The 25,853-nt window shown below is 64.3% G+C and carries 25 protein-coding genes; 16 read left to right on the forward strand and 9 right to left on the reverse strand.

The annotated features are described in order from the left end of the window. Nucleotides 1–16: 16 nt before the first annotated feature. The gene (locus AC1MCD_RS17170) at nucleotides 17–334 is read right to left on the reverse strand and encodes a hypothetical protein (protein WP_498673599.1); all 318 of its coding nucleotides are present in this window, start codon (nucleotides 332–334) and stop codon (nucleotides 17–19) included. 141 nt (nucleotides 335–475) lie between these two features. Between AC1MCD_RS17170 and AC1MCD_RS17175 the strand changes: the two genes are divergently transcribed. Beyond that, entirely contained in the window at nucleotides 476–1,078 is a 603-nt protein-coding gene (locus tag AC1MCD_RS17175) for a TetR/AcrR family transcriptional regulator (RefSeq protein WP_498673601.1), read from the forward strand. Nucleotides 1,079–1,080: 2 nt separating this feature from the next. Continuing rightward, nucleotides 1,081–2,061 (forward strand): DMT family transporter, encoded by a 981-nt coding sequence (locus AC1MCD_RS17180; RefSeq protein WP_498673603.1) that lies wholly within the window; start codon nucleotides 1,081–1,083, stop codon nucleotides 2,059–2,061. Here the strand turns inward: AC1MCD_RS17180 and AC1MCD_RS17185 are convergent. Then, the gene (locus tag AC1MCD_RS17185; protein WP_498673605.1) at nucleotides 1,996–2,340 is read right to left on the reverse strand and encodes a DUF3846 domain-containing protein; all 345 of its coding nucleotides are present in this window, start codon (nucleotides 2,338–2,340) and stop codon (nucleotides 1,996–1,998) included. The genes AC1MCD_RS17180 and AC1MCD_RS17185 overlap by 66 nt on opposite strands. 691 nt (nucleotides 2,341–3,031) lie before the next feature. Here AC1MCD_RS17185 and AC1MCD_RS17190 point away from each other — a divergent pair. From AC1MCD_RS17190 to AC1MCD_RS17205, 4 genes are all read left to right on the forward strand, one after another. Further along, nucleotides 3,032–3,529: a MarR family winged helix-turn-helix transcriptional regulator gene (locus tag AC1MCD_RS17190; protein ID WP_498673606.1), complete on the forward strand. Its 498-nt coding sequence runs from the start codon at nucleotides 3,032–3,034 to the stop codon at nucleotides 3,527–3,529. Then, the gene (locus AC1MCD_RS17195) at nucleotides 3,526–4,506 is read left to right on the forward strand and encodes a zinc-binding alcohol dehydrogenase family protein (RefSeq protein WP_498673609.1); all 981 of its coding nucleotides are present in this window, start codon (nucleotides 3,526–3,528) and stop codon (nucleotides 4,504–4,506) included. The genes AC1MCD_RS17190 and AC1MCD_RS17195 overlap by 4 nt, the downstream gene beginning before the upstream one ends. Nucleotides 4,507–4,601: 95 nt before the next feature. Beyond that, nucleotides 4,602–5,948, forward strand: a complete 1,347-nt coding sequence (locus tag AC1MCD_RS17200; RefSeq protein WP_498673611.1) for an MFS transporter — start codon at nucleotides 4,602–4,604, stop codon at nucleotides 5,946–5,948. A gap of 48 nt (nucleotides 5,949–5,996) precedes the next feature. Next, on the forward strand, nucleotides 5,997–6,605 hold the full coding sequence (locus tag AC1MCD_RS17205; protein WP_498673613.1) for a cysteine hydrolase family protein: 609 nt from the start codon (nucleotides 5,997–5,999) through the stop codon (nucleotides 6,603–6,605). A gap of 120 nt (nucleotides 6,606–6,725) precedes the next feature. On the opposite strand, the gene AC1MCD_RS17210 is transcribed toward AC1MCD_RS17205, so the two are convergent. Together AC1MCD_RS17210 and AC1MCD_RS17215 are read right to left on the reverse strand one after the other, a co-directional pair. After that, nucleotides 6,726–7,826: an NAD(P)-dependent alcohol dehydrogenase gene (locus AC1MCD_RS17210; RefSeq protein ID WP_498673615.1), complete on the reverse strand. Its 1,101-nt coding sequence runs from the start codon at nucleotides 7,824–7,826 to the stop codon at nucleotides 6,726–6,728. 59 nt (nucleotides 7,827–7,885) lie between these two features. After that, nucleotides 7,886–8,194 carry a hypothetical protein gene (locus AC1MCD_RS17215; RefSeq protein ID WP_498673617.1) on the reverse strand — a complete coding sequence of 103 codons (309 nt, stop codon included), beginning with the start codon at nucleotides 8,192–8,194 and terminating at the stop codon, nucleotides 7,886–7,888. Between the two features lie 85 nt (nucleotides 8,195–8,279). Between AC1MCD_RS17215 and AC1MCD_RS17220 the strand changes: the two genes are divergently transcribed. Then, the gene (locus AC1MCD_RS17220; protein ID WP_498673619.1) at nucleotides 8,280–8,858 is read left to right on the forward strand and encodes a TetR/AcrR family transcriptional regulator; all 579 of its coding nucleotides are present in this window, start codon (nucleotides 8,280–8,282) and stop codon (nucleotides 8,856–8,858) included. A 108-nt stretch (nucleotides 8,859–8,966) separates the two neighbouring features. Here the strand turns inward: AC1MCD_RS17220 and AC1MCD_RS17225 are convergent, their stop codons facing one another. The 3 genes from AC1MCD_RS17225 to AC1MCD_RS17235 are packed head-to-tail and all read right to left on the reverse strand — an operon-like array spanning nucleotide 8,967 to nucleotide 12,971. Then, a complete protein-coding gene (locus tag AC1MCD_RS17225; RefSeq protein ID WP_498673621.1) occupies nucleotides 8,967–10,073 on the reverse strand; it encodes an NAD(P)-dependent alcohol dehydrogenase in 1,107 nt (368 codons plus the stop codon). Nucleotides 10,074–10,106: 33 nt separating this feature from the next. Next, the gene (locus tag AC1MCD_RS17230) at nucleotides 10,107–11,558 is read right to left on the reverse strand and encodes an aldehyde dehydrogenase (RefSeq protein WP_498673623.1); all 1,452 of its coding nucleotides are present in this window, start codon (nucleotides 11,556–11,558) and stop codon (nucleotides 10,107–10,109) included. Nucleotides 11,559–11,618: 60 nt separating this feature from the next. Beyond that, nucleotides 11,619–12,971, reverse strand: coding sequence for an MFS transporter (locus tag AC1MCD_RS17235; RefSeq protein WP_498673625.1), 1,353 nt, complete (start codon nucleotides 12,969–12,971; stop codon nucleotides 11,619–11,621). Between the two features lie 167 nt (nucleotides 12,972–13,138). Between AC1MCD_RS17235 and AC1MCD_RS17240 the strand changes: the two genes are divergently transcribed. The 8 genes from AC1MCD_RS17240 (at nucleotide 13,139) to AC1MCD_RS17275 (ending at nucleotide 23,386) form a co-directional block, all read left to right on the forward strand. Then, nucleotides 13,139–13,972, forward strand: coding sequence for a PaaX family transcriptional regulator (locus AC1MCD_RS17240; RefSeq protein WP_498673627.1), 834 nt, complete (start codon nucleotides 13,139–13,141; stop codon nucleotides 13,970–13,972). Nucleotides 13,973–14,094: 122 nt separating this feature from the next. Next, nucleotides 14,095–15,660, forward strand: coding sequence for an FAD-dependent monooxygenase (locus AC1MCD_RS17245; RefSeq protein WP_498673629.1), 1,566 nt, complete (start codon nucleotides 14,095–14,097; stop codon nucleotides 15,658–15,660). Beyond that, nucleotides 15,653–17,689, forward strand: coding sequence for an acetate--CoA ligase family protein (locus tag AC1MCD_RS17250; protein ID WP_498673631.1), 2,037 nt, complete (start codon nucleotides 15,653–15,655; stop codon nucleotides 17,687–17,689). Before AC1MCD_RS17245 ends, AC1MCD_RS17250 begins: the two co-directional genes overlap by 8 nt. Next, a complete protein-coding gene (locus tag AC1MCD_RS17255; RefSeq protein WP_498673633.1) occupies nucleotides 17,686–19,359 on the forward strand; it encodes a (2,3-dihydroxybenzoyl)adenylate synthase in 1,674 nt (557 codons plus the stop codon). The genes AC1MCD_RS17250 and AC1MCD_RS17255 overlap by 4 nt, the downstream gene beginning before the upstream one ends. Nucleotides 19,360–19,368: 9 nt before the next feature. Next, nucleotides 19,369–20,505, forward strand: a complete 1,137-nt coding sequence (locus tag AC1MCD_RS17260; RefSeq protein WP_498673635.1) for a cupin domain-containing protein — start codon at nucleotides 19,369–19,371, stop codon at nucleotides 20,503–20,505. Further along, entirely contained in the window at nucleotides 20,502–21,323 is an 822-nt protein-coding gene (locus AC1MCD_RS17265; protein WP_498673637.1) for a fumarylacetoacetate hydrolase family protein, read from the forward strand. The genes AC1MCD_RS17260 and AC1MCD_RS17265 overlap by 4 nt, the downstream gene beginning before the upstream one ends. Then, the gene (locus AC1MCD_RS17270; protein WP_498673639.1) at nucleotides 21,323–22,081 is read left to right on the forward strand and encodes a maleylpyruvate isomerase family mycothiol-dependent enzyme; all 759 of its coding nucleotides are present in this window, start codon (nucleotides 21,323–21,325) and stop codon (nucleotides 22,079–22,081) included. Before AC1MCD_RS17265 ends, AC1MCD_RS17270 begins: the two co-directional genes overlap by 1 nt. A 63-nt stretch (nucleotides 22,082–22,144) precedes the next feature. Next, on the forward strand, nucleotides 22,145–23,386 hold the full coding sequence (locus tag AC1MCD_RS17275; protein WP_498673641.1) for an NYN domain-containing protein: 1,242 nt from the start codon (nucleotides 22,145–22,147) through the stop codon (nucleotides 23,384–23,386). Between the two features lie 100 nt (nucleotides 23,387–23,486). Here the strand turns inward: AC1MCD_RS17275 and AC1MCD_RS17280 are convergent, their stop codons facing one another. Both AC1MCD_RS17280 and AC1MCD_RS17285 read right to left on the reverse strand, forming a co-directional pair. Further along, entirely contained in the window at nucleotides 23,487–24,245 is a 759-nt protein-coding gene (locus tag AC1MCD_RS17280) for a GOLPH3/VPS74 family protein (protein ID WP_498673643.1), read from the reverse strand. A 129-nt stretch (nucleotides 24,246–24,374) separates the two neighbouring features. Further along, entirely contained in the window at nucleotides 24,375–25,154 is a 780-nt protein-coding gene (locus AC1MCD_RS17285) for an SDR family NAD(P)-dependent oxidoreductase (protein WP_498678396.1), read from the reverse strand. Between the two features lie 83 nt (nucleotides 25,155–25,237). Between AC1MCD_RS17285 and AC1MCD_RS17290 the strand changes: the two genes are divergently transcribed. Continuing rightward, nucleotides 25,238–25,837: a TetR/AcrR family transcriptional regulator gene (locus AC1MCD_RS17290; protein ID WP_498673645.1), complete on the forward strand. Its 600-nt coding sequence runs from the start codon at nucleotides 25,238–25,240 to the stop codon at nucleotides 25,835–25,837. The last annotated feature ends 16 nt before the right edge of the window (nucleotides 25,838–25,853 follow it).

The raw sequence follows: 25,853 nt of genomic DNA on the forward strand, positions 1-25,853 counted from the left end.
GAAGGGCGGCCCTGGCTCATTTGTCGTCCGGGGTCGCCGCACCCTCGGTGACCACCTGGTTGGCGATCAGGTCCACGCGGTCAGCTGCGGACAAGGTGTCGTCGTCCTGGATGGCGGCGACGTCCTGGCTGTCGACCGGACCGGCCCCGGGCTCGGAAACGTCATCAGGATGCGGCTCGTCCTTGTGGCGGGCTTCCTGGAGATGGTGCTCCAGCTTTTCCTCCGCGTCGCGGCGGCGCTGACCCACAGTCCGCATTTGCTGCGTTGTCGGCGCCACATGCGCGTGCTGGTGCGGGCCATGGTCATGGATGCTGGCAACGTAATCTTCGCTCATACAGAAATCGTCCCACTGTATGCCAGCGCCGGGAAGGCATAGCGTCACGATAAAGGACGACGGCGGGAGGTCGCCGTCGTGCGCTTTCCTCGACGTAGTAGGTAGACTAGTCTACCTAATACCAACGAGCGAGGACGCGCCATGACGGCGAAGCAACATGAAGCGGAAACCCGAGTCGCCCGGAGGCCTGCCCGGGAGGCGCTGCTCGAGGCGGCCGCCAGACGGTTCTATGCCAACGGCCTGACGAGAACTGGCATCGACACCATCACGGCCGAGGCCGGTGTGGCCAAGAAGAGCCTCTACAACAACTTCGCGTCGAAGGCGGAATTGGTGACGGCCTACCTTTACGCCCGCCACGAGGAATGGCTGGGGCTCTACCGGGCGAGACTTCAAAAGGCGACGACTCCAAGAGACCGCGTGCTGGCCGTCTTTGATGCGTACGCCGACCACGCCAACCTCGAGTACGAACACGGGTTCCGCGGCTGCGGCCTGCTGAACGCGGCCGCAGAATTACCTGTCGGCGACCCCGGTCGCACGGTGGTCCGGCGGCACAAGGAGGAGGTGGAGGCGTTCTTGGCCGAGCACTTGGCTGAACTTCCGAACCCGGCGGGGCAGGCCGCTCCCCTTGCCCGGCATCTGGCCTTCCTGCTCGAAGGTTCCATGGTCCGCGCGGGCCTGGAAGGCGATGATCGCTGCGTCCTGGAAGCCCGCAAGATCGCGGCCACGCTGATCGGTGCGCTGTGAGGATGGCTGGTTTCAGCGGTGCGACGTGGGGTGCGCTGTTTGTGCTGGTCGCGTCCATCCTGTGGGGAACCACCGGGACGGCGGCAACTTTTGCGCCGGACGTGAGCCCGCTGGCGATCGGCGCGGTGGCCATGGGTTTCGGCGGCCTGCTGCAGGGCGCTATTGCGGCGCGCCCCATAAAGGCCTTCGGTTCCGGCCTGCGGAGCCGGTGGCGCACGGTTGCCTTGGGTGCGTTGGCCGTAGCTGTGTATCCGCTCGCCTTTTACTCGTCGATGCACCTGGCCGGGGTCGCCGTGGGGACGGTGGTATCCATCGGGTCGGCGCCGCTGGCGTCTGCCATCATTGAACGCGTTGTGGACAAGAGGCCCTTCACGCGCCGCTGGGTTGGCGGTGCGGTGCTCGGCGTGGTTGGCGCGGCGCTCCTGTCCATCGCCGACGCCGGCAAGGCTGATTCCGCCGGAGCTGCGGCGCCGGGATGGTCTACCCCGGCAGGCATCTCGCTGGGGCTCCTGGCAGGGCTGACCTACGCCCTCTACTCGTGGGCGGCGCACCGTGTCATCAACTCAGGCGTGCCATCAAGGGCGGCAATGGGGGCGATCTTTGGGATCGGAGGGCTGCTGCTCATGCCGGTACTGGCGGCCACCGGGGCACCCATCGTCACATCCTGGCAGAACCTGGCGGTGGGCGCGTACATGGCACTCGTACCCATGTTCGCCGGCTACCTTCTGTTCGGCTGGGGCCTGGCCCGGGTCCGTGCCAGCACGGCCACCACCCTGTCACTTTCGGAGACAGTAGTGGCGGCCGTCCTTGCAGTGCTGGTGGTGGGTGAACGCCTGCCGGCGCTGGGCTGGCTCGGCGCCGCGTTGATCGCCGCCAGCCTGTTCGTTATCACGCTTCCGGCGCCGCGGGGTCGGAAGCTACGCAGCCAGGGGCGCGTCGAAGAGCTCCTCGGCGAGCCTGATCAGGTGCCCGGGGGCGTCTGATTCGTGCCCGCGCGGCCCGTGACCGAGGAACACAGCCGTCCCGTTGAGGGTGTCGTCCAAGGAAATGCCTGCTTCGCGGGCGAGCACTTCCGCCCGCACATTCTGGGGCAGGCGGCTTCCCTCATCGTTCAGATAGACGTGCCAGTCTCTGCTGGTGATGGATTCAATGTTTCCTGCAACCAACTTTTGCAGTGCTTCCATGTCCGTGTCCACGGTTTCGATGCGCACCGGTTGCGTGAGTTGGGCAGGGACGATCAGGGCGTTATAGGTGGTGTTCATGGTCTGGTCCTTGTGACTGAAACGTGGATCTCAGTTGCGGCCTCAAGTGGCGGCGAGAAGTGGGTGGCGGGCAGCCAACCGGGTCTAGGAGTGTCGCAGTCGGCTGCCCGCGGTATATCAGCGCTGGTTTTTGCGCGGCTTTATGAACTGAATTTCGCTAGTTTCGCTTTTGGCTCTTTTTTCGGCGCGCTTTTCGAGAATTGACTTTCCCGATTTTTTTACGCTACCGCTCTTGGGCGATTTTCCTGACAATGGAATTCCACCTTTCTATCCTGTGTGTCTACCCGATACCATACACACTTATATTTTTTATGCCAGTTCCCGGAAAAAGCCCGCAGGAGGGACTGGAGCCCCTTCTGCGGCGTCCAGGCCGGCCGAGCAGGGAACGCCTACCGGCTTTTCTGATGGCTTTTGGTGGCCATCATCACGGAATTAACCTATTCGCCGGCCATGCCGTGGCGCGGAAATGCGCTTTTGTTTTTTCGACTATCAGAAAAAGCCAATCCTCGGCGCGCGCAGGCCGCTTGGAGAAACTCCCTGAGCACACCGCGAAGGAGACCGGACGACAGCGGGAACCTCCCGCCGTCGTCCGTTGGCGTTTATTTGCAAAGAATACGCCGGTCGGACCCCGGCCCCGGAAGCTAAATCCGTGGAAGTAGCTTCCGGAGAATCATTCGGTTACGATGGAGCCATGAAAACATCCACACCCCAAGCCCGGTACGAGTTGTTCAGCGAGCTCACCCGGCTGGAAACAGAGCTCTGGGACGCCCTCGATGCCCGCCTCCGCAGGGAATGCCAGCTTCCCCTTGGCCGGTTCGAAGCGATGACGGTGGTGGACAGGCTGGGATCCTGCCGGATCCTCGACGTCTCGGCGGCCTTGGCGATCACAGTGGGCGGTGCCAGCAAGCTCATCGACAGACTCGAGGAGGCGCAGTATTGCCGCCGCAAGAACAATCCCGGTGACCGCCGGTCATCCCTGATCGAACTCACCGCCGACGGCACCGCACTGTTCCGCCAAGCGCGGAAGGTCGTCGACGCTGAACTGGAAGAACGATTCCGGCCCGCACTCTCAGACCAGGAGGCTGTCCAGTTGACGGCGCTTCTGGGCCGGCTGCGGTCAGCCGGCCGTTCTACCGGTACGTCGGCCCTCACTTCAGCCAACGCCACCACGGAAGGCGCACCCTCATGACGGAATTGATGAAAGCAATAGTCCTGGCCGGACCGGGGCCCGCCGAAGCGCTGGAAATCAAGCAACTGCCCGTTCCCCTCCCGCGTCCCGGCGAGGTCCTGATCCGCGTGCGCGCCTTCGGGCTCAACCGTTCCGAGCTGCACACCCGGCTGGGCCTGGCTGAAGGCGTCACCTTCCCCCGCGTTCCGGGCATCGAGGCCACCGGCGAGGTGGCAGCCTGCCCCGGCGGGGAGTTTCAGCCCGGGCAAAAGGTGGTCACACTGATGGGCGGGATGGGCCGCGTATTCGACGGCGGCTACGCCGAGTACACCTGCGTCCCCGCGGGACAGGTCATCCCGTTCACCTCTGACCTCCCCTGGCCCATTCTGGGTGCGGTGCCGGAGATGCTCCAAACCGCCTACGGCTCCCTCACCATCGGCCTCGATGTGCGCGCGGGCCAGACCCTGCTGATCCGAGGCGGCACGTCGTCGGTGGGCATGGCGGCGGCCGTCCTGGCCAAGCGGCTAGGACTTACCGTGTTGGCAACCACCCGCAACGAGTCCAAGAGGGACGCCCTCACCGCCGTCGGGGTGGACCATGTGCTGATCGACGACGGCGAGCTCGCGCCCGCGGTGCGCCGCCTCGTCCCCGGCGGTGTTGACGCCGCCCTGGAACTGGTGGGCACACCCACCCTGCAGGACACACTGCGGGCAACCCGGGTGCATGGGACGGCCTGCTTTACCGGGATGCTCTCCAATGAGTGGACGGTGAAAGACTTTTATCCCATCGACTACATTCCGCGGGGCGTCCGGCTCACCGCATACTCGGGCGGGGCCGCAGACCTGCCCGCCGGTGTACTCCAGGAATTCCTCGACGCCGCCGCGGTCCAGCCAAGCCTCGTGCCCGTCGGCAGGGTGTACAAGTTCGAAGAGATCCAGCAGGCACACCGGGACATGGAGAACGGCAGCGCCGCCGGCAAGCTGGTCGTCACCACCTAAGCGCGGGCCACATCCTTTCCGACGCCGCGGGCACCGCCCCGGCCGCCCGGCCTGCCCAGATCCGGCAGGCCGGGTCCTCACCATGAGAGAAAACCATGCCGCTACTTTCGTCATTGCGCCATCCCGGGTCCCGCCCGAGCGTGCCAACGCCCGGCCGAGCCCTCTCCCCTGACCCAGGACTTCCCCGGGCATCCCTGACGGTGGCAGTCCTGTCCACCGTCGTCGAATGGTATGACTTCACCCTGTACCTGTTCATGGCCACGGTGCTGTCCCGGGTGATTTTCGACGGCGGAGCCACCTCGCTGCTCAGCACCCTGGCCCTTTTTGCCATCGCCTACCTGCTCCGGCCGCTGGGAGCCCTGTTGTTCGGGAGGTTCGGCGATCGGTTCGGGCGGCGCCCCGTGCTCGTGACGACCATGGCGATCATGGCCGTAGCCATGCTCCTCACTGCGCTGGCGCCCACATACTCCCAGGCAGGAGCCCTGGCAGGGGTCCTATTCCTGATGCTCAGATGCTTCATGGCCATTTCCGTAGGTGGCGAATACACCACCATCACCACCTATCTGCTCGAAGGAGCACAGTCCCACCGCCGAGGCCTGCTCACCTCCCTGGCATCGGCAGCGAGCGAAATCGGCGTGCTGCTCGCCGTCGCCGTCTCCGCCCTGACAGCAACCCTCCTCGACCGGGCCTCGCTGGACAGCTGGGGGTGGCGTCTGCCGTTCTTATTCGGCGCCCTCCTCGCGCTCATCACTCTGGCCGCCCGTTCCCGGCTGGACGAATCGCCCGAGTTCACCGAGGCCGCGAAGGCCAATCTGCCCCACAGCCCGCTGCGCTTCACCCTCCGCACACAGAGACCGGCACTGTACCGCGCGTTCGCCATCTCGGCCCTGGCATCCATCGCCTACTACGTCGGGATCATTTATGTGCCCACCTACCTGGTCTCCACCATCGGGCTCAGCGAGGGCAGTTCGCTATGGGTGTCGACTGCTGCGTCGGCCGTTGTCATTGTGGTAACACCATTTGCAGGCGCACTCTCGGACCGGATTGGACGGCGAGCCACGCTGCTCCTGTTCTGCGGCCTGTCGCTGATCCTGCCCGTGTCCATGTTTGCCCTGATGTCCCAGGGTGCCGCCGCGGCACTTGTGGGAACCCTTGTCCTTGCCGCCACTGCGGGCGGTATCGCCGCCGTCTCCGCGTCCGCAGCAGCCGAACAGTTTCCGTCACGGGGACGGCTGACCGGACTCGCCCTGGGCGCCACGGCAGCCACTGCCATCTTTGGCGGCTTCACACCCTTCGCAGCCGAATGGCTGGTTCAAAGCACGGGCTGGGCACTGGTCCCCGGCCTGATGGTGGCGGCGGTTGCCTTAACGGTGCTTCCCATACTCAGCCGAATGCCCGAAACTGCTCCACATGTGGCGTCGGAGCGGACCTCGCAACGCTAATTGAAGATTCACGCAACCTAGAACCCCGTACGTAAATCAGGAGACACCATGGAAAACACCCAGCTCGACCTTAGCAAGACCGCTCTGCTACTGGTAGACCTACAAAACGACAACGTTCATCGGGACGGGGCGTTCGCCTCCTTCGGCGCGGCCGACCATGCGGTTGAGCAGGATCTGATCAACCACGTGCGGCAGCTGCTCGAATGGGCCCGCAAGGAGTCCATGCCGATCATCCACAACCGCATTGTGTTCTACCCGGGCGGCACCTTCGGCGGCACGAATGCCCCCATCTTCCGGATGATCGGCCCGGAGTCACTCCGGCTCGGTTCCTGGGGTGCGGACGCCTTGGAAGGGCTGGAAGCTCTTGAAAACGAGCCTGTCCTGATCCGCAACCGGATGAGCGCCTTCAACGGCTCCGGACTGGATACGGTGCTTCGGAATGCGGGAGTCACCACGGTGGTGGTGGCAGGTGTTTGGACCAACATGGCGGTGGAGCACACAGTTCGGGACGCCGCCGACCACGGCTACCGAACCATCCTCGCCACGGACGCGACGTCCAGCATCAACGCAGACTGGCACAAGGCCGCCCTCACTTATGCCCGGACTAACATTGCCGAATTCCAGTCCACCAGCGACCTCACCAGGACACAGGCGTAAGCAGGCCACCGGACGGTGTAGCGCCATTTTCGATGTTCGTAGCCCACTGATGCCGATGCAGCCACCCCGGCCCCCTTCACTCAGCAACGGATGCCGAGCGAAGGGGGTGCTTTTGCATGATCAGAACACGATGACCGGTTTGATCGTCTTGCCGCTCTTGGAGTCCTCAAAGCCTTGGTTGATGTCGTCAAGAGCGTAATCGCTAACGAGCTTCTCGAAGGGGAACCGGCCCTCTTTCCAAAGCTGGATCATCCGTGGAATGAAGACCTGCGGAACGGAGCTGCCTTGGACCACGGTCTTGAAAGTCCAGCCTTTCACCAGGGAGGCGCCGATCTCGAAGCTGACCTCAGTACCTGGCTTTGCCGCGCCAACCAGGGCGACCGTTCCGCGAACGCCCAGCGCGTCGGCTGCCTGGCGAAGGAGCGCCGGAATTCCCGTGGTGTCCACGACGTAATCCACGCCTGCACCAGCGGTGATTTCGCGGAGCCGATCAGCCACGCTCTCCGTTTTTGAATTGATGACGTGAGTGGCGCCGAGCTCGCGGGCGAGCGCCAAACGGGAGTCGTGAATATCGATGGCAACAATAGTGGCACAATCCGCAACCCGAGCCGCCATGACGGCAGCGCATCCCACGGCACCAGTTCCGAAGACCACCAGTGAAGACCCGATTTCAGGCTGGAGTTCGTTGAGGACCGTTCCGGCACCCGTGTTGATACCACAACCCAGAGGGCCCAGGTGTTCAAGGGGGACATCTTTGTCGACTCGGACTACCGATTCCTCGACCACGTTTGCATAGGTGGCGAAAGATGACTGACCGAAGAAGTGCGACGAGATAGCCTCGCCATCTTTACTCAGGGCCGTGGCGCCGTCCAGTCGCCGGCCGCCGAAGTCGGCAGCCATCAAGTTTTCGCAGTAGGCCATCTGGCCGTTCCGGCACCGTTTGCAATGGCCACAGTAAGCGGCTGCCAGCACCACATGGTCGCCAGGTACGACAGAGACAACCGAGTCGCCGACCTCCTCAACGACTCCGGCGCCCTCGTGGCCGAGGACGGCGGGCAGCGGAGTGGGATAAACCCCGTCACGGACGAGGGTGTCCGTGTGGCAGATCCCGGTAGCAACCATTCGGACCCTGACTTCGTTGTGTCGCAGAGCGTCCAATTCAAGCTGCTCAATCGTGAATGGCGCACCGTTCGTGCGCGCGACAGCGGCAGTTATTTGCACAGCAATCTCCTTGTCAATGATGACCGGGATGACAAAGCACCCCGACGGTCGCGAACCCGCTACTTGCGTTTCGCACGGCGCTGCGCACTGGTGCGCCTCGCCCGTCCTATCCGGGCCTGGAGCAGCAGGAGGCGGGGCACGGCGAAGTACACGGCAGTGGGGACCACCACGAGGGTCAGTATGAACGCTCGCAGGACCGGATGCCATTGCGGAAACCATGCTCCCAACGCACACATCCCTGTGGCTGCCAGCGGAAATATCGCCAACCAAGTCACCACGGCCCTCACGTGCACGGATGCCATGCCGGCGCCCCGGTGATGATGGGCGTCGATTTCGTCCGCTGCAAGCGCCTTGCCGTCGTGCTCCACTTTATCTCCAAATGTTTGGTTGGAGTTGATCGTACTGAGGATTGCAATGCAAAAGCAAACGAACGGTTGGAGATAAGATGGCTGCATGGCCTGGGACACTGACGCGACACAAAAGAAGATCCTTGACGCGGCAATTTCCGAGTTTTCGGAGCGCGGTTACTCGGGTGCCCGCGTCCACGAGATTTCCCGGAAGTCGGGGTGCAACCGAGAGCGGATCTACTTCTATTTTGGGAACAAGGCCAAGCTCTTTGAGGCAGCTCTCACCCACCAACTTGTCACTGCGTTGGACGACCTTCCGATCGTCGGTTCCGGCCCCTTGGCGATCGCCGATTTTGCCGGACGATATTTCGACTTCGCTGCGAGCCATCCAAGCCTGGCGCGGCTGACGTCATGGGAGGGACTCGAACGTGGCCACCCCGTCGGCGCCGAGAAGCGCGCCCTCCATTCCGCCGGCAAGGTATCCGAGGTTCGCACTGCCCTCCCCGCGATAAGCGAGACTGGAGCGGAGCATCTGCTGCTGACAATCGTCACTCTTTGCCATACATGGATCTCAAGCCCGAACGTCCATCTCGTGATAACGGGAGCACCGGATGATCGCCGGAGGCGGACGGCTATCGTGCGGACAAGTGAACTGCTCGCTCAAGACGCCGCCGGTCCGAACTAAAAAGCAGGTCCGACATAAACCAGGAGAGGACGACGGCGGCTGCGCACCCGCCGTCGTCCTCTCCTGGTGAGGTGATGAACACCTGGCAGAAGGGAGACTGCCTGCCAGCTAAAACACAATCACCGGCTTGATGACACTTCCGTTCGCGGAGTCTTCGAAGCCCTGATTGATCTCGTCCAGGCTGTAGTTTCTCATCAGCTTGTCCATGGGGAAACGGCCTTCCTTCCACAACTCAATGAGTTTGGGAATGAACACCTGGGGCACGGAACTGCCTTGGATCACGGTCTTGAATGTCCAGCCCTTGACCAGGGAAAGACCGATCTCAAAGGACACCTCTGTTCCGGGCTTGGCCGCGCCGACCAGGGCCAGGGTGCCGCGGAGGGCTAGAGCGTCAGCTGCCTTGCGGAGCAACTCCGGCCGGGCTGTTGTATCAACAACATAATCAGCTCCGCGGCCGTCGGTCAGGCGGAGGATTTCCTCCGTGAGGTCGAGTTCCTTCGTGTTGATCACGTCCGTGGCTCCCAGTTCCTTCGCCAGCTCAAGCCGGGACGGGTGGATGTCCACGGCGATGATGCGGCCGCACCCCGCCACACCGCCGGCCATGATGGCCCCGGATCCGACTGCGCCGGTGCCGATGACCACCAGCGTGCTGTTCAGCGCTGGCTTAAGTTCATTGAGCACCGCGCCGGCTCCGGTCTGGATGCCACAACCCAGCGGGGCCACGATCTCAAGCGGAACACTGGAGTCAACCCGCACGACGCTTTCCTCGACGACGTTGGCATAGGTGGCGAACGACGACTGACCAAAGAAGTGCGAGGAGATCACTTCGCCATCATTGCTCAGCGCAGTGGTTCCATCGGACCTCCGGCCTCCGAAGTCTGCCGCGAAGAGGTTCTCGCAGTACGCCATCTCGCCGGAACGGCAGCGGTCGCACTTTCCGCAGTAGGCGGCGGCGAGCAGAACGTGGTCGCCTGGCTGCACCGAGGTGACGGAAGCACCGATCTTCTCCACGATGCCGGCGCCTTCGTGGCCCAGAACGGCGGGCAAGGGCGTCGGATACACCTGGTCGCGCACGATTGCGTCCGTATGGCACACGCCCGTTGCCACCATCCTTACCAGCACTTCATTCGGGCGGAGGTCGTCCAGTTCAAGCTTTTCAATCGTGAGCGGTTGCCGTGCTTCACGGGCGACTGCTGCGGTTACCTGCATGGTCATGCCTTTCCTGTCCTTGTAGATAGGGCTCTTGGCTCAGAACGGGTACTGCTGGTCGGACTGCTCCACGGTGATCCACTTGAGCTCCGTGAACTCGTTGATGACAGCGCGGCCGTCGAATCGGCCGAAACCGCTGTTTTTCATTCCCCCATAAGGAGCTTGGGCCTCGTTCTGCACTGTTGCCCCGTTGACGTGGACGTGCCCCGCCTGAATCCGCATGGCAACCTGTAGAGCCCGGGTGCTGTCCGCCCCGAAAACGGCGGCGGCAAGGCCGTATTCCGTGTCGTTTGCCACCTGGACTGCCTCTTCGACGCCGGAAACGCGGACCACCGTGGTGATGGGGCCGAAGGTCTCCTGGTCGTAGATGGACATTTCCGGGCTTACCTTGTCGATGATGGTGGCCGGCATCGATGCCCCGTCGGCACGCTCACCGACCACAAGCTCAGCACCCTTGGCAAGTGCGTCATCGATCAGTCCGTTGATCCGGGCGCCCGATTCCTGGCGAATCATGGGGCCGACAATGCATGCCGCGTCGGAGACGGGGTCTCCGGCCGTCAGCTGCGCTGCCCGTGCCGCAAACTTTGCAACAAATTCATCCGCAACACTCTCGTCTACCACGAACCTTTCCGTGGACATGCAAATCTGGCCCTGGTAAAGGAAAGACCCGAAGACGGCCGCATTTACGGCGCCGTCGATGTCCGCATCGTCAAGGACCACGAAAGGTGCCTTGCCCCCAAGTTCCAGCAGGACTGGCTTGAGGTAGCGTGCAGCCTTTTCGGCAATGATGCGGCCCACCGCGGTTGATCCGGTGAAGTTGATCCGGCGGACAGCGGGGTGAGCGATGATGGCTTCCACCACCCTGTCAGAGTCCTCGGCAGTGCTTGTCAGGAAGTTCAGGACCCCGGCAGGTACGCCGGCTTCGTGCAGGACTTCCGCGATGATCGCATGGGTCTTCGGGCTGGTTTCCGAAGCGCGGAACACCACGGTGTTGCCACAAACGATGGGGTAGGCAATTGCCCGGGCCGCGAGCACGCCGGCTCCATTCCAGGGCGCCATGCTGAGAACCACGCCGGCGGGCTGCCGCACAGTCATCGACAGCGTTCCCGGCTTGTCCGTCGGAAGGGTCTCACCCTGGATCTGTGTGGCAAGTCCAGCCGCTTCTCGGAACAGTTGCGCGGTGAGGAACACATTGAATCCGGCCCAAAGCTGCGCCGCGCCGACTTCGGACATCATCGTCTCGATGAACTCCGGCCCCCGCCGCTCCATAATTTCCGCCGCCTTCAGCATTACGGCGCGTCGTTCTGTGGGGCCGGTGGCCGACCAGGTCGTGAAAGCTTTGGACGCCGACTCCACCGCATCCAGGGCGTCATCCACGCCGGCTGCCGCGCTTTCGGTCACAAGGGCGCCCGTCAGCGGGTGCCGCCGTTCGAACGTCTTGCCTTCGCGGGCGTCACGTGGCTGGTTGTCAATGATGAGTTGCGTTTGCAAAGGGGCTCCTTAGTTAGTGAGCTGCCTACCTCCGGCGGCTCGTCTCAGGTATTGAGGTTCTTAGTGCTGAATGGTGCCGTTTGAGGCGAAGGCTTCAGTTTCTTCAGCCGTGCCGCTGGTTTCGGATCCGGGAAGGCGAGGAACGGCCAGGACCGCAACGACGCCGATGGCGGCGGCAATTGCCCATACGGAGAAGTTGATGAAATTGCCGAGCGCGGCCGCTACGAGGATGCCGCCACCGGAGATCGCCAGTACTGCGCCGATCCGCCCCACACCGAGCGTAATTCCGAGGGCGGTGGCTCGTGTTGCGCCGGAGAAGTACGTGGCAACGAAGCCATTCACCAGGATCTGCGCTCCCACCGATCCGAAGCCGACCACTGCCACCAGGGCGTACATGGCCGCCAGAGGCATGATGCCGGTTCCCATGAGGACCAGGGCGACTCCGGAGCTGGCAAAGGCGACGGCCGTTACCCGGCGGGGACCAAAGCGGTCAGCCAAGCGGGAAGACACCAGGACACCTACAACGGCCCCGATGTTGACGGTGAGCAGGAAAGTCAGTGAAGAAGCCAGGGAGTACTTGGCTATAACCATGAGCTGGGGCAGCCAGGTGTTCAGCCCGTATACCAGCGTCTGGCCACAGATTCCGGCCAAGCAGAACAGGATCATTGCGCCAAGCAGGCGTCCCGTCAGCAGCGTGCGGAACCGGCCGGCTTCGGGGGCGTCGGTATGGACACGGGCCGGCGGCAGCAGTTCCAGGCCGTATTCGGCGACGATGCGCTCCGCATTCACCCGATCGCCTTTCGCCGCGAGGTAGGCCGGGGACTCGGGCAGGTATTTGAACAGCAGCGGCACAACGGCGACGAGGGGAATGCCGCCCAAGGCAAGCATTCCCTGGAACCCCAGCGAAGGCAGGAACGCAAGAGCAAGAAGTGCGGCGAGAATGCCTCCCACTGCGTAGCCGGAGAACATCAGTGCGTTATTGAAGTTGCGGCGGCTCGACTGTGAGAACTCCACAGTCAGTGCGATCGCCGTCGGGATGACACCACCGAGTCCAAGGCCTGCAAGGAAGCGGAACAAACCAAAGAGTTCGGGAGTCGGCGCCCAGGCGGTCAGCAGCATCAGCAAAGAGAAGGCCGCGATGGAAACCATCATGACCTTCCGGCGGCCGACGATATCGGTGAGGTATCCGATGAGGATGGCGCCAATAAACATACCGGCTAAGGCGTAGCTGCCGATGGCACCGGTCTCTACCGGCGTCAGGCCCCAGGGCTGGTACGCCAGGAGCTTGGGAACGATCGCCCCGTAGACAACGAGGTCATAGCCGTCAAAGACAATGGCAAGGAAACACAGAAAGATGACGACGCCGGGCGATTTGCGCAGGCGGGCCGACGGTGAAGACTGGGGGAAAGTCATGGGGGCTCCAGGTGATATACACAACAATGTGATGTGCCAGAGATGAGGGCGATCGGCTGTGATCTGACCCACAATCGAATGTAACATGAAAATGTCGTTCGTCAATAGATATGTTGCACGTTTCCTGATTGATGATCTCTCAGGTGGTCCGGAGTTAGAGGAGTTTTATGCAGTGGAAACCCAGAGCCTTGATCCTGGATCTATTCGGGGACTACCTCCGATATGCCGGCAGCGAGGTGCGGCTTGCCGACATCACGGAACTTCTCGCCGTCTTTGGCATCGAAGCGGCGACAGTCCGCGTTAACCTGTCCCGCCTTCGCAAGGAGGGCTGGTTCACCACCAGGCGCGTGGGACGGGAGACGGTCTACTCCCTAACCCCGCACATGCTGGAGATCCTCGACGAGGGACGCGAGCGGATCTTCCGGCAACGGGACGAGGCTTGGGAGGGGCGATGGACCATGGCCATTTACCAGGTCCCGGAATCCGAACGCGCCGTTCGTGAACAGCTCCGGAAACAGCTCGCATGGCACGGCTTCGGCCAGCTGTCACCTTCAACCTGGCTGAGCCCGCACAACCTCATTGCCGAAGTCCGTGAAATTGCCGCCGAAAATCCGCTGGCAAAAGTGGACGCCCTATGGTGCGGAACCGGAGACCTGCAGGAAGACAGGGGCCTGGCTGCGCGATGCTGGGATCTGGAGCAGTTGGGCGCGGACTATCAACAGTTCATCGGCATGTACGCACCGCTCAATGACGAAGCGCTGAGTGCAGGCAAGGACGGTCGAACGGCCCTCATCGAACGGATGCATGTCATCGGCGACTTCCGCCGCTTTCCGTTCCGGGATCCCCACCTTCCGCCTGAGCTGCAGCCCGCGGACTGGCCCAGCCGCGAGGCCTATACGCTCTTCGGCGCAGTGCACCGGCAGCTCGGCCCCGCAGCGACGGAGTTCGTTTCCGGCATCATCGGGCAGCCCGTGGCCCAGGGCCAGGAAGTAGCTTCGTAGTCAGGAGTCCACCCCGCCCGTGAGGTATTTGTAACAAAAAGTTGACGTCGCACGCACATTCGTTACATACTCAATACGAGACCTATCTCACTGACTTCCCCTAAATCTAGAAGGTGGCATCGATGGCACTTCGCGTAGCCTGCATTGGCGGCGGTCCCGGCGGACTGTTCTTCTCAACCCTGTTCAAGCAAACCGTTCCTGACGCCGAGGTGGTCCTCTTTGAACGGAACCAGGCCACTGACGCCTTCGGCTTCGGGGTGGTCTTCTCTGACGCCACCTTGACCAGGATCAACGAGGCTGACCCGGTGGTCCACGATGGCCTGCGGGACTTCGGCACCCACTGGGATGACATCGAGGTGTGGCTCAAGGGCGAACAGAAGTCCTTCGCCGGCAACGGCATGGCCGCCATCTATCGCAAGACCCTCCTTCAGCTCATGCAGGAACGGGCTGCGGAGGCCGGCGTCGATATGCGCTTCGGCCATTACGTGCCGGACCTGTCCCAGCTTGCGGACTTTGACCTGATCGTGGGCGCAGACGGCGCTAACTCCTCGACGCGCGAACAGCTCGGCGAGGGCCTGGGCCACACTGCCGAGACGGCTGCGGCGAAGTTCATCTGGTTCGGGACGAGCCACAAGTTCAAGGGCATGACCTTCCTGCACCGGAAGAGCGAGTTCGGCAACTTCGCTGTCCACGGCTATCCGATAAGCGAAGATCTCAGCACTTTTATTGTCGAAACCGATGAGGAAACCTGGCGCAAGGCCGGCCTCGACGAATTCGATGTCAGCCAGCCCCCGGGACCTTCGGACCTGAAGACACAGCGCTTCCTCGAAAAACTTTTCGCCGAGGACATTGCCGGTGAACCGCTGGTCGCCAACAGCTCCCGCTGGGCGAACTTCCGCACCCGCCGGACCCGGTCCTGGCACAAGGGCAACGTCGTCCTGCTCGGCGATGCCGTACACACCGCGCACTTCTCCGTAGGGTCCGGCACCAAAATGGCCATGGAAGATGCCATCACCCTCGTTCGGGAAGTAGCTGCGCACCAGGATGACTTGGAAACTGCCTTCACCAACTATGAAACGGAGCGTCAGCCCCAGGTTGCCAAGATCCAGAACCAGGCACGTGGCGGACTGAGCTGGTGGGAGCACTTCGGCAGGTACTACAACTCCTTCGCCCCCACCCAGTTCACCTTCCACTTCTTCTCCCGCAGCATCGACATCGACAAGATCCGCCAGCGTGACGCGGGCTTTGTTGAGTCGGTGGAAGAAGACTGGCTGGCCCGGAACGGCCACACGCCATTGGAAACACCGCTCGATGCCGGGTCGGTCCGGTTCGGCGGCCGCCTGCTCTCCCTTACCCAGCAGGATGGCCAGGCCGTCCTGAACGGCGCCGGCGGGAGTATTGCCCTGGTCACCGACCCGGCCTACGCCAATTCCGGCACGGCACTGCTGCTCACCGCACCGGATACCGAAGACGGTCTGCCCGACGCCGTCGACCGGCTGACGTCGCAGGCTGCCGCCGTCGTGATCCAGGGTGGCACCCCGTTCACCCGTATCCTTTTGTCCGAGGAAGCCCGTCTCGGCCACGGCCTGACGAGCGTGATCGTCGATGACCGGGGCCCGGCATCAAACCTGACTTTGGTCCTGTCCGGCCGGGCCGACGCCGTCGCCACGGAGGCCACCGATGCATAACCTGAGCCCCCTCTTTGAACCCCGCGGCATCATTGTCGTCGGCGCCTCATCCAGCCCGGACAAACTTGGCGCCGTCATGGCCCAGTCACTTTCCAACTACCCCGAGCCCGTGGAACTGGTGAACAGCCGCGGTGAAAACGGGATGCACACCAACATCGCCGACGCCGCCGCAGCCATCCCCGGCGGCCCCGATCTGGCAGTCCTCTGCGTCCCCGCCGCCGCGACCGCCCAGGCACTGCGGGACAGCGCAGCCAACGGCGCCAAGGCTGCCCTGGTCTGCGCCGGCGGCTTCGCCGAAGCTGGCGGCCCCGGCCTCGAACTCGACCGGGCCGTCCAGGCAGCTGTCCGGGAGACCGGCATCCGGCTGCTCGGCCCGAACACTTCCGGCTTCTTCGTTCCGCACCGGAACCTGCGCGCAAGCTTCGTGCCCGGCGTCGCAGAACTGGAGCCCGGCTCTGTAGCCGTAGTGGCAGCCAGCGGCGGAGTCAATCACGTCCTGGCCTTCCACCTCCAGCGCGCCGGAGTGGGCGTCAGCCTCGCCGTCGGCATCGGTGCAGGCACGGACATCACCGCACCGGATGTCCTGGACTACCTGATCTCCGATGATCAAACCAAAGCCGTTGCCCTGCACCTTGAAACCGTCGCAGATGGCCCGGCCCTCGTGGACGCTGTCGCACGCCTCAGCGCCATCAAACCGGTCGTCGCGCTGGTAGTCGGGCAAAACGATGTGTCCGAATTTGCCCAGTCCCACACCGGGGCCCTGGCCACGTCCTGGCGCACCACCCGTGCCGTTCTCAAGCAAGCGGGCGCTGTAATCGTCGACGACGAAAACCAGCTGATCGCCGCCGTCACCGCCCTCGCCGGCCGCCGCCTGGCACCGGCAGCCAACCCCGGCGTGGGACTCATCACCGGGCAGGCCGGCCCGGGCCTGCTGATCGCCGATGCCCTGCACACTGCCGGCGTTACGCTGCCGCGCCTCACGCAGGCCAGCCAGGACACCATCGGCGGACTGTTGCCGCCCATGACCTTCCAGGCCAACCCGGTTGACACCGGCCGTCCCGGGCCCGGCTACGACAAAATCGTGGCGGCCGTTGCCGCGGATCCGGCCATCGACGTTGTCGCCGTGTATGGCCTGACAGAACCCGTGGCTGACCTGCCGGCATCCGTCGCCGAATCCGGTGCCGCGGCAACCCTGCCGTTCCTGATCGGTGTGGACGGACCCGACGGCGACGTCGAACGAGCCCGGAAATCAGCCCCGGTCCATGGCCTGCCCCTGATTAGCGGCCCCACCTCACTTGCCCACGGCATTGCAGCGCTGGTCAACGACGCCCGGGGACAGTTCCGACGCGCACAGGCTGCCGCCGCCTCCTTCGCCTGGCCAGACGTTCAAGGGCCTTGGGATGAGGACCGCGCCAAGGAACTCCTGGGCGCACTGGGCATTGCCACACCCGCCCGGCGCAGCTGCAGCACTCGAGATGCTGCCCACCGGGCCCTCGCCGAAATCGGCGGACCGGTTGCGGTCAAACTGCTCGACGCCGCTGTCCTGCACAAAACGGAGATCGGCGGAGTGCACCTGGGCGTGGACTCCCCCGCTGCCATGGACCGTGCATTGGACGGCCTGGAAGCGGCGGGGGGCCGCGAATTCCTGATCGAGAAAATGGCGCCCTCCGGCGTTGACCTGGTGGCCGGCGTCCGCCGAGATCCCGTCTTCGGACCCATCGTTGTGGTGGGCCTCGGTGGCACCGCCGCCGAGGTCTACGCCGATGTCTCCATCCGCTCGGCTCCACTGTCCGTACGAGAAGCGGCGGGCATGCCTGCTGAGCTCCTGGCCCGCGACCTGCTCTACGGCTTCCGCTCCGGACCGATGCTCGACACCGCAGAACTCGCAGCCATCCTGGTCCGGCTGGGCGATGCACTCGTTTCCAATGACTCAATCGCAGAGATCGAAATCAACCCCTTACGCTTGACCCGTGACGGGCTCATAGCCCTGGACGCCGTCGTCATCAATGTCGAGGAGGACATCAAATGACCAGCCACACCAGTGAAGGCACCATCGCCTGGCCGGCAGACCTCGCCGCAGAATTCCGCGCCAAAGGCTACTGGGAAGACCGCACCCTGGGCGCCTACGTCCTGGACACCGCAGACAGGCTGCCGGAGAAAACCGCCGTTGTGGACGGGGACCTCCGCCTCTCCTACGCCGAACTCGCCAACAGAATGGATGCGGCCGCCGAACGGCTCCTGCAGCTGGGCCTGAAACCGGATGACCGCATCATGGTCCAGCTGCCCAACGGCTGGCAGTTCACCGTCCTGACCCTTGCCTGTTTCCGGGCCGGCATCATCCCCGTCATGGCACTGCCTGCACACCGGCAGTACGAGCTCTCCTTCCTCACCGAACTCTCCGAGGCCCGGGCAATTGCTGTGCCAGACGTCATCAAGGACTTTGACCACCAAGCCTTGGCGGAAGAACTTGCGGCATCCATTCCGGCCCTGGAGATCATCCTCGTTTCCGGTGCGGCAAAGCCACTCAACGTACGTCTCGAGGAGATTTTGGCGCCAGTAAAGGACGTCTCGGCTGCCCGGGCACGGTTGGACGCCGCGGCCCCTTCACCGGACTCGCCCGCGCTGTTCCTGCTTTCCGGCGGCACCACCGGCCTGCCTAAACTCATCACGAGGACCCACAACGACTACGCCTACAACATCAAGGCATGCTCGATCCCCACCGGAGTCACCGAGGACACCGTCTACCTCGGTACGCTCCCCGCGAGCCACAACTTCCCCTTGGCCTGCCCCGGCATCCTCGGAATCCTCTTCGCAGGCGGCCGAGTGATCATGCTGCCAAGCCCCGAACCACGCAAAGCCTTCGCCGCAATCGAACGTGAGGGAGTGACACTTTCGACAGCAGTCCCGGCCGTGGCCCAGCGGTGGATCGAATACCAGCAGGAAGCCGACACCAATCAGCTCGCCACCCTCGAGGTACTCCAGGTGGGCGGCTCCCGGCTGCCGGACGAAATCGCCCGGAAGGTCAAGCCCGTCCTGGGCGCCACGCTGCAGCAGGTATTCGGCATGGCCGAGGGTCTCATCAACACCACACGGCTGGACGACCCCGACGACGTCATCTGCACCACGCAGGGCCGCCCCGTATCCGAAGCCGATGAAGTCCGGATTGTGGACGAGTTCGGTGAGGACCTCCCCGACGGCGTCGCCGGGTCCATCCTGACCCGCGGACCGTACACCCCGCGCGGCTACTACCGCGCCCCCGAAGCGAACACCCGTGCCTTCACGCCCGACGGCTGGTACGCCAGTGGAGACATCGTGGAGCGGCGACCCGACGGAAACCTGATTGTCCAGGGCCGAGACAAGGACATGATTAACCGGGGTGGCGAAAAGATCTCGGCCGAAGAGATCGAGAGCCTCGTCTACCGGATCGACGACGTCACCATGGCCGCGGCAATCGCCATGCCGGACCAGGTCCTTGGCGAACGCCTATGCCTCTACATCACCGTCAAGCCCGAGGCCGAAGTCACGCTCGAGCAGATCCAGGATCTACTTCGCCGGACCGGGGTGGCGGCCTTCAAGATCCCCGAACACCTTGTTGTGGTGGACGAACTGCCTACCACCAAGGTTGGCAAGATCAACAAGAAGGACCTTCGCGCCGACATCGCCGAACGCCTCGCCGCCGCAGGCTCTCACGCAAAGTAAGGGATGGCCATGACCGAGAACACGACCCATGAATTAGTGGCCGCAAGCCACGCCTTGCCGGAGCCGACGCCTGAAGAGGCTGCCCAGCTGGAGAAGCTGTACGCGGATTTCGAGACCGAGAACCTGGTTCCGTTGTGGACCGAAATTGGGGATCTGATGCCGATGGTCCCGTCGCCGAAGGCTGTGCCGCATGTGTGGCGTTGGAGTGATCTGTACCCGTTGGCCGCCCGTGCCGGTGACCTGGTGCCGGTGGGCCGGGGCGGGGAACGCCGCGCGATCGCGCTGGCGAACCCGGGTCTTGCCGGGACCCCGTATGCGACCCCGACGCTGTGGGCTGCGATCCAGTACCTGGGTGGCCGCGAGACGGCCCCGGAGCACCGCCATTCCCAGAATGCTTTCCGTTTCGTGGTCGAGGGCGAGGGTGTTTGGACCGTGGTGAACGGGGACCCGGTGCGGATGTCCCGCGGGGATTTCCTGCTGACCCCGGGCTGGAACTTCCACGGCCACCACAACGACACCGACGAGCCGATGGCCTGGATCGACGGCCTGGACATCCCGTTCGTGCACTACGCCGACGCCGGTTTCTTCGAGTTCGGCACCGAGCGCGTCACCGACGAAGCGACCCCGGACATTTCCCGGTCCGAGCGGCTCTGGGCCCACCCCGGCCTGCGCCCGCTCTCAGGCCTGGATAACACCACCAACTCCCCGATCGCCGCGTACCGGTGGAAGTACACCGACGCCGCCCTGCGCGAGCAGCTCCTCCTCGAGGATGAGGGCCACCCTGCCACCGTCTCCCAGGGCCACGCCGCGGTGCGGTACTCGAACCCGACTACGGGCGGGGACGTGATGCCCACCATCCGGGCCGAGTTCCACCGCCTCCGCGCCGGCGCGTCCACCGAACCGGTCCGCGAGGTCGGTTCCAGTGTCTGGCAGGTCTTCGAAGGCACCGGCACCGTGGTCCTGAACGGCGAGGTCAGGACCCTGGCCAAGGGCGACCTGTTTGTGGTCCCGTCATGGCAGGAATGGTCGCTGCAGGCCGACGCTGGTTCTCAAACGGAGTTTGATTTGTTCCGCTTCAGTGACGCCCCCATTTTTGAACGGCTGAACTTTAACCGCACCTACACCGAAGGACGCAAGAACGCATGAAACTTCTGACACTCCGCACTGAAAACGGCAGCAAGGCTGTCCGCCAGGACGGGACCACCCTGACCGAGATTGACGGGTTCTCCGACGTCGGGGCGCTCCTGAAGGACGCTGCGTGGGAGTCCATCGCCGCCGCGGCCAACGGTGCGACGCACCCCCTCGAAGGTGCCGACCTCGAAGCTGTTGTCCCGTTCCCGGGCAAGATCATCTGCGTGGGCCACAACTACCGCAACCACATCAAGGAAATGGGCCGGGAAGTTCCCGAGTACCCCACCCTGTTCGCCAAGTACCAGGAATCCCTGATCGGCCCGAACGATGACCTGGCCCTGCCGCAGGAATCGGACACCGTGGACTGGGAGTCCGAACTCGCCGTCGTGATCGGCAAGAAGGGCCGCCGGATTTCCGAAGCGGACGCCGCGGACCACATCGCCGGCTACGCCGTCCTGAACGACGTGTCCATGCGCGATTACCAGTTCCGCACCATCCAGTGGCTCCAGGGCAAGACCTGGGAGAAGTCCACCCCGTTCGGCCCCGCCCTGGTCACCAAGGACGAGTTCAGCGGCGGGCTCATGACCACCGCGGTGGACGGCGAAATCCAGCAGCAGACGCCGACGAACGACGTCGTCTTCACCCCGGAATTCCTGGTCTCCTACATCTCCACCATCATCACGCTGAACCCGGGCGACGTGATCGCCACCGGCACCCCCGGCGGCGTGGGCCACGCGCAGGACCCGAAGCGCTACCTGCAGGAAGGCCAGCTCCTGGTCACCACCATCGAGGGCCTGGGCCAGCTGAACAACCGCGTGGTCAAGGAATCCTGATGGTCGCACGCCATGACCAAACGACGGACCCGCGGCTGCTCGAATCGTTGCTGCAGGCCCGGCGTGGGACCGCGTTCTTCGCGCGGAAGCTCAACGAGCTTTCCGACGCGGACCTCGACGGCCCGTCGTTGCTGCCGGGCTGGACCCGCCGCCACGTGACCGCGCACATCGGCTACAACGCCCGCGCCATCGCCAGGCTCATCGAGTGGGCCGCGACCGGGGTGGAAACACCCATGTACGCGTCCACCCAGATCAGGGACCACGAAATCAACTTCGGGGCCACCCTCCCTCCGATCGCGTTGCGGCACCTCTTTGACCACTCAGCGGTGCACCTGAACGTCGAATGGCGCGACCTTCCCGCGGAAGCCTGGCACCACAAGGTCAAAACCGCCCAGGGCCGGATCGTCCCGGCAGAGGAAACAGTCTGGATGCGCACCCGCGAGGTCTGGACCCACGCCATGGACCTGGACAACGGCGCCACCTTCGCCGACATCCCCGCCGCAGTGCTCGAACGCCTCCTCAAAGACATCACCGGAGCGTGGAAGACCCGCGGCACCGACACCGGACTCCTCGTCCGGGTCACTGGCCAGCAGCCGGTGCTTGAACTCGGCAGCGCCGATCCGGACGCTCCCCTGGTGGTCTCCGGCCCGCTTGCCGGAGTCACCCGATGGGCCACCGGCAGGGGTACCGATGGCGTCACGGCCACCCAGGACGGAGCACCCCTGGACACCGTTCCAGCCGCTCCGAAATGGATCTAGGCGCCACATACCATCAGGCAGAAAGCAGTCGCCGCAACGCGACGTAACTGTCACACTGGGCCAATGAATGAGGCGCTTTCCCCGTCCCGCAGACCTGGCATACGTGCTGCAATGTTTGTTGATTTCGACAATGTCTTCACCGGCTTGCAGGCCCTCGATCCGCCGGCAGCGAAGCGCTTTGCCGAAGACCCCAAGCACTGGGCCGACGCGTTGTCTTCCGGAAGTTCGGGCGAGGACACCCGCCGCTTCCTGATCCGCAACTGCTACCTGAATCCTGTGGTGTACTCGAAGTACCGGACCTACTGGACCCGCGCCGGTTTCCGCGTGATCGACTGCCCGTCGTTGACGCAGCGCGGAAAGAGCAGCACGGACATCAATCTGGTCCTTGATGCCATGGACGCGCTGTCCGGCAACGTTGGCATCGAAGAATTCTTCATCGCCTCGGCGGATGCCGACTTCACGTCCCTGATCCAGCGGTTCCGGGCCGCTGACCGGATGACCACGGTCATTGCGGCCGGCGCCGTGGCCTTCGCCTACCGCGAGATGGCGGACCATGTGGTGGAGTCCCACGACTTCGTCGCGATCCTCAATGGCACAGCAGTGGAACCTGTTCATGCGGTGGCGTCTGTGAAGCAGCAGGATACTCCGGCTGCAACAAAGGCGAAGACCAAGGTCAAGGCCGCATCACCGGCCATCCGCGGCGTCCTCGAACTCGTCCGCGCCGCACCGGGACCGGTGGTGGGCGCGATGGTGGCCCACCGGGCGTTGACGGCCGAGCCGTCCCTAAAGACGGACTGGGCGGGCTTCGGAAAGTTCGGGACCTGGGTGTCCCAGATCGGCCAGGGGGTCGAGTATTCCGCGGCGCAGGGCGGCTGGGTCTGGGACGGCAAGCGGTTTTCCAGCGAGGACCTGCCCGCGCCCGCCGACCTCCAGCCCGGCATCGAGGAGCAGGTCACCAGGGTCACGGACGTGCCGGCGCTTTCGGCGGCCCAGTTCCGGCAGATGTTCCAGGCCATGGCGGCCAGGCTCCGCGAGCATCCCCTCAACCGCACCGAACTGTCCCGGCAGGTGCGGGACGACTGCGTCAACGCGGACCAGCCGGTTTCCCGCAACGCCGTGAGCTTTGTCCTGCAGGGCCTGGCCTACGTCAACTTCCCGCTCAACGACGAGGCGACGCCGGAAGGCCTGGCGGCAGCGTGGACTGCGAACGTGGAGGAACTCTGCCGTGTCGCGCTGTTGGAGTTCGACGCCACTGAAAAACTGGCCGTTCGGCGCTGGGCGAGCGGCGGGTTACTGGACAGCTGAGTCAAGGCAGAACGCGCACGACGGCGGGACCTCCCGCCGTCGACCGCTCGCGTTTGGTGCAACTCTCCTATGGTCCCGCGGGAAGCGATCCCGGGCAGGATCACAAATTTGCGGCTTCCTGCTCCGCCAGCCTGATCATGCGAAGTTCGTCCTCCACGGCGCGGGACGGCCAGTAGTCCTTGGCCAGCTCATCCGCCCGGGTTAGATCTGCTGAGGGGAAGAGCTTGCCGAGTTGTCCGGCCGCCTGAAGCAGAGCGATCAGCACTATGGTCCTCGGATCGGGCGCCTTGGTACCGGGCTTGGCGCCGGCAGCACCGGCGGCAGAGGTCCCTGCATCGGCCGGCGCACCATCGGTTGGCGCACCATCGGTCGCCGTAGTATCCGGCGCCTCAAGATCAGACGGGGCGCCGGTGAGGGCGGCTCGAATCTTTTCCAGGAGCGCCGCCTCCGGAGCGTGGTCCTTCTCCGGGTACCGCGCGGCCCGGAACCGGCCAAGGTGCTTTTCCCCGACGTGTTCCACGATGCCCAGTGACGCCAGCCCCTCATAGACCCGATGCACTTCGGCTCGGCCCTCCAGCATGGAGACCCACGTCTTGGGAGTGTGGGGCCGGGATTTGTCACGGATGAGGTCCAACTCGTGCTGGAAGTCCGTGTTCGGGGCCGCACCGGTGACCCTGACGTGCTTTCCCTGCAGCTCAATCGCGCCCAGCAGATCCAGCTCGGCCAATATTGCTCCAGCCACCGTGGTCCTGAGGGCAAACACCGGCACTGCAGGTTTGCCGTCTTTGTCGTTTGTGGCCAGAAGCAGGAAGGCCTGGGGAAGATTCAGCTCCACCGATTGGGGTGTTTCAGCGTCCATACGATCATGGTGGCGCAGTTGGGCAGCCACCACAATGAGAATTTGCAACTGGGGGGCTGTGCCGAGCGCGGTGAGCGGACGACGGCGGGAGGTCCCGCCGTCGTCCGGCCTACCTTTGGTGCCACTCCCCTACAGCGCCGACCAGCCGCCGTCGGACGCGAGAATGGCGCCGTTGACGTTGGTGCCGTCGTCGCTAAGCAGGAACGTGATGGACGCTGCGAGCTGAGCGGCGGTGGCGGGCGCGGGGATGTTGGCCTGCATCAGCGGACCGAGGCGTTCGGCAGCCAGCTGCGATCCCCAGTCGGCAACAATGTTGGTGATCGTGGCACCCGGAGCCACGGCATTGAAGCGCAGCCCCTTGGGCCCGTACATCACGGCCGAGTTCTTGGTCAGGCCAACCACGGCGTGCTTGGACGCGGTGTAGGCAGCTCCGGCGGCCGAACCGCGCAGACCCGCCTCGGAGGCGACGTTGACCACGGAGCCCGTGCCTGCGTCGAGCATCAGCGGCACCACGGCGCGGGTGAGGCGCATGAGGGCGGTGACGTTGATCCGGAAGACCCGGTCCCAGGTCTCATCGTCAACGTCGTGAATCGGAGCGAACTTGTCCATGATGCCGGCAACGTTAGCCAGGGCGTCCACGCGACCGCCGGCGGCAGCGACGACGGCCGCCACCGTCTCTTCGGTGGAAATGTCACCGGCCACCGGGACGAGGTCCAGCCCGGCGTTCTCTTCCACGAGGGCGTCGAGGCGTTCCTTGCTGATGTCCGCGGCGATGACGCGGCCGCCTTCCTTGGCAACGCGCAGGGCCGTGGCCTGGCCGATGCCCGAACCGGCGCCCGTGACGATGACCGTCTTGCCGGCAAACCGGCCGTTGGTGGTGACTTCCTGCCATGAAGCTTCGTTGCCCATGTTGTCCTTCCAGACGTTGCCTATTGGGGTGGAATCCACCTTATGACACGCTGTGTCATTATGTAAGGGTGAATACTGCCGGGATGCCTTTTGAAGCCGCAACGACCCCCGTTCCGCGGCCCGCCGGGCGTCCGGTCACGATTGACCCCGACGCCGTCGCCGCCCTCGCGCTGCGGCTGTTCGCCGAGCGCGGCTACGAGCAGACCTCCATGGAGGACATCGCGCGCGAGGCGGGAATCGGGCGCAAGAGCCTGTACCGCTACTTCTCAAGCAAGGCCGAGCTCATCTGGGGCGGGATGGAGCCGGTGGTCGACGCGTCGGGCCGGGTTCTCGAGTCGGCGAGCGCTGGTGGCGCGTCCGACGGCGGCGTGCTGGCGGGGCTGCGCGCGGCGGCTGTTGCGGGGGTCGCTGCCATTCCGGATTTGTCCGTGACGCGCGGGCGCCTGCGGCTGATCGCCGAGCACCCCGAACTGGCCAGCCGAAGTTACGAATCCCTGGCGCCGCAGCGCGAGCGGGCGCGGGCATATCTGGTTGCGGCAGGAGTTGGCGAGGACGTTGCCGGGTACCTGTGTGCGGCGTATCTCGGGGCGACGTTTGAAGCCTGGATGCGGTGGGCCGCGGGTACCGACCCGGATCCGATGCCGTATTTGGTGGCGGCTGTCGGCGTGCTGCAGGTGCCGTGAGGTCCGGAACGGGTGT

This window comes from Arthrobacter sp. BF1, assembly GCF_056680215.1.

Bases quoted from the DNA above. Each gene is read 5' to 3' on its own strand.
- AC1MCD_RS17235 (WP_498673625.1), bottom strand. From the start codon at position 12,971: ATGACTTTCCCCCAGTCTTCACCGTCGGCCCGCCTGCGCAAATCGCCC.
- AC1MCD_RS17170 (WP_498673599.1), bottom strand. From the start codon at position 334: ATGAGCGAAGATTACGTTGCCAGCATCCATGACCATGGCCCGCACCAG.
- AC1MCD_RS17255 (WP_498673633.1), top strand. From the start codon at position 17,686: ATGACCAGCCACACCAGTGAAGGCACCATCGCCTGGCCGGCAGACCTC.
- AC1MCD_RS17175 (WP_498673601.1), top strand. From the start codon at position 476: ATGACGGCGAAGCAACATGAAGCGGAAACCCGAGTCGCCCGGAGGCCT.
- AC1MCD_RS17260 (WP_498673635.1), top strand. From the start codon at position 19,369: ATGACCGAGAACACGACCCATGAATTAGTGGCCGCAAGCCACGCCTTG.
- AC1MCD_RS17200 (WP_498673611.1), top strand. From the start codon at position 4,602: ATGCCGCTACTTTCGTCATTGCGCCATCCCGGGTCCCGCCCGAGCGTG.
- AC1MCD_RS17190 (WP_498673606.1), top strand. From the start codon at position 3,032: ATGAAAACATCCACACCCCAAGCCCGGTACGAGTTGTTCAGCGAGCTC.
- AC1MCD_RS17275 (WP_498673641.1), top strand. From the start codon at position 22,145: ATGAATGAGGCGCTTTCCCCGTCCCGCAGACCTGGCATACGTGCTGCA.
- AC1MCD_RS17270 (WP_498673639.1), top strand. From the start codon at position 21,323: ATGGTCGCACGCCATGACCAAACGACGGACCCGCGGCTGCTCGAATCG.
- AC1MCD_RS17265 (WP_498673637.1), top strand. From the start codon at position 20,502: ATGAAACTTCTGACACTCCGCACTGAAAACGGCAGCAAGGCTGTCCGC.
- AC1MCD_RS17195 (WP_498673609.1), top strand. From the start codon at position 3,526: ATGACGGAATTGATGAAAGCAATAGTCCTGGCCGGACCGGGGCCCGCC.
- AC1MCD_RS17240 (WP_498673627.1), top strand. From the start codon at position 13,139: ATGCAGTGGAAACCCAGAGCCTTGATCCTGGATCTATTCGGGGACTAC.
- AC1MCD_RS17245 (WP_498673629.1), top strand. From the start codon at position 14,095: ATGGCACTTCGCGTAGCCTGCATTGGCGGCGGTCCCGGCGGACTGTTC.
- AC1MCD_RS17220 (WP_498673619.1), top strand. From the start codon at position 8,280: ATGGCCTGGGACACTGACGCGACACAAAAGAAGATCCTTGACGCGGCA.
- AC1MCD_RS17290 (WP_498673645.1), top strand. From the start codon at position 25,238: ATGCCTTTTGAAGCCGCAACGACCCCCGTTCCGCGGCCCGCCGGGCGT.
- AC1MCD_RS17205 (WP_498673613.1), top strand. From the start codon at position 5,997: ATGGAAAACACCCAGCTCGACCTTAGCAAGACCGCTCTGCTACTGGTA.
- AC1MCD_RS17285 (WP_498678396.1), bottom strand. From the start codon at position 25,154: ATGGGCAACGAAGCTTCATGGCAGGAAGTCACCACCAACGGCCGGTTT.
- AC1MCD_RS17185 (WP_498673605.1), bottom strand. From the start codon at position 2,340: ATGAACACCACCTATAACGCCCTGATCGTCCCTGCCCAACTCACGCAA.
- AC1MCD_RS17280 (WP_498673643.1), bottom strand. From the start codon at position 24,245: ATGGACGCTGAAACACCCCAATCGGTGGAGCTGAATCTTCCCCAGGCC.
- AC1MCD_RS17180 (WP_498673603.1), top strand. From the start codon at position 1,081: ATGGCTGGTTTCAGCGGTGCGACGTGGGGTGCGCTGTTTGTGCTGGTC.
- AC1MCD_RS17250 (WP_498673631.1), top strand. From the start codon at position 15,653: ATGCATAACCTGAGCCCCCTCTTTGAACCCCGCGGCATCATTGTCGTC.
- AC1MCD_RS17225 (WP_498673621.1), bottom strand. From the start codon at position 10,073: ATGACCATGCAGGTAACCGCAGCAGTCGCCCGTGAAGCACGGCAACCG.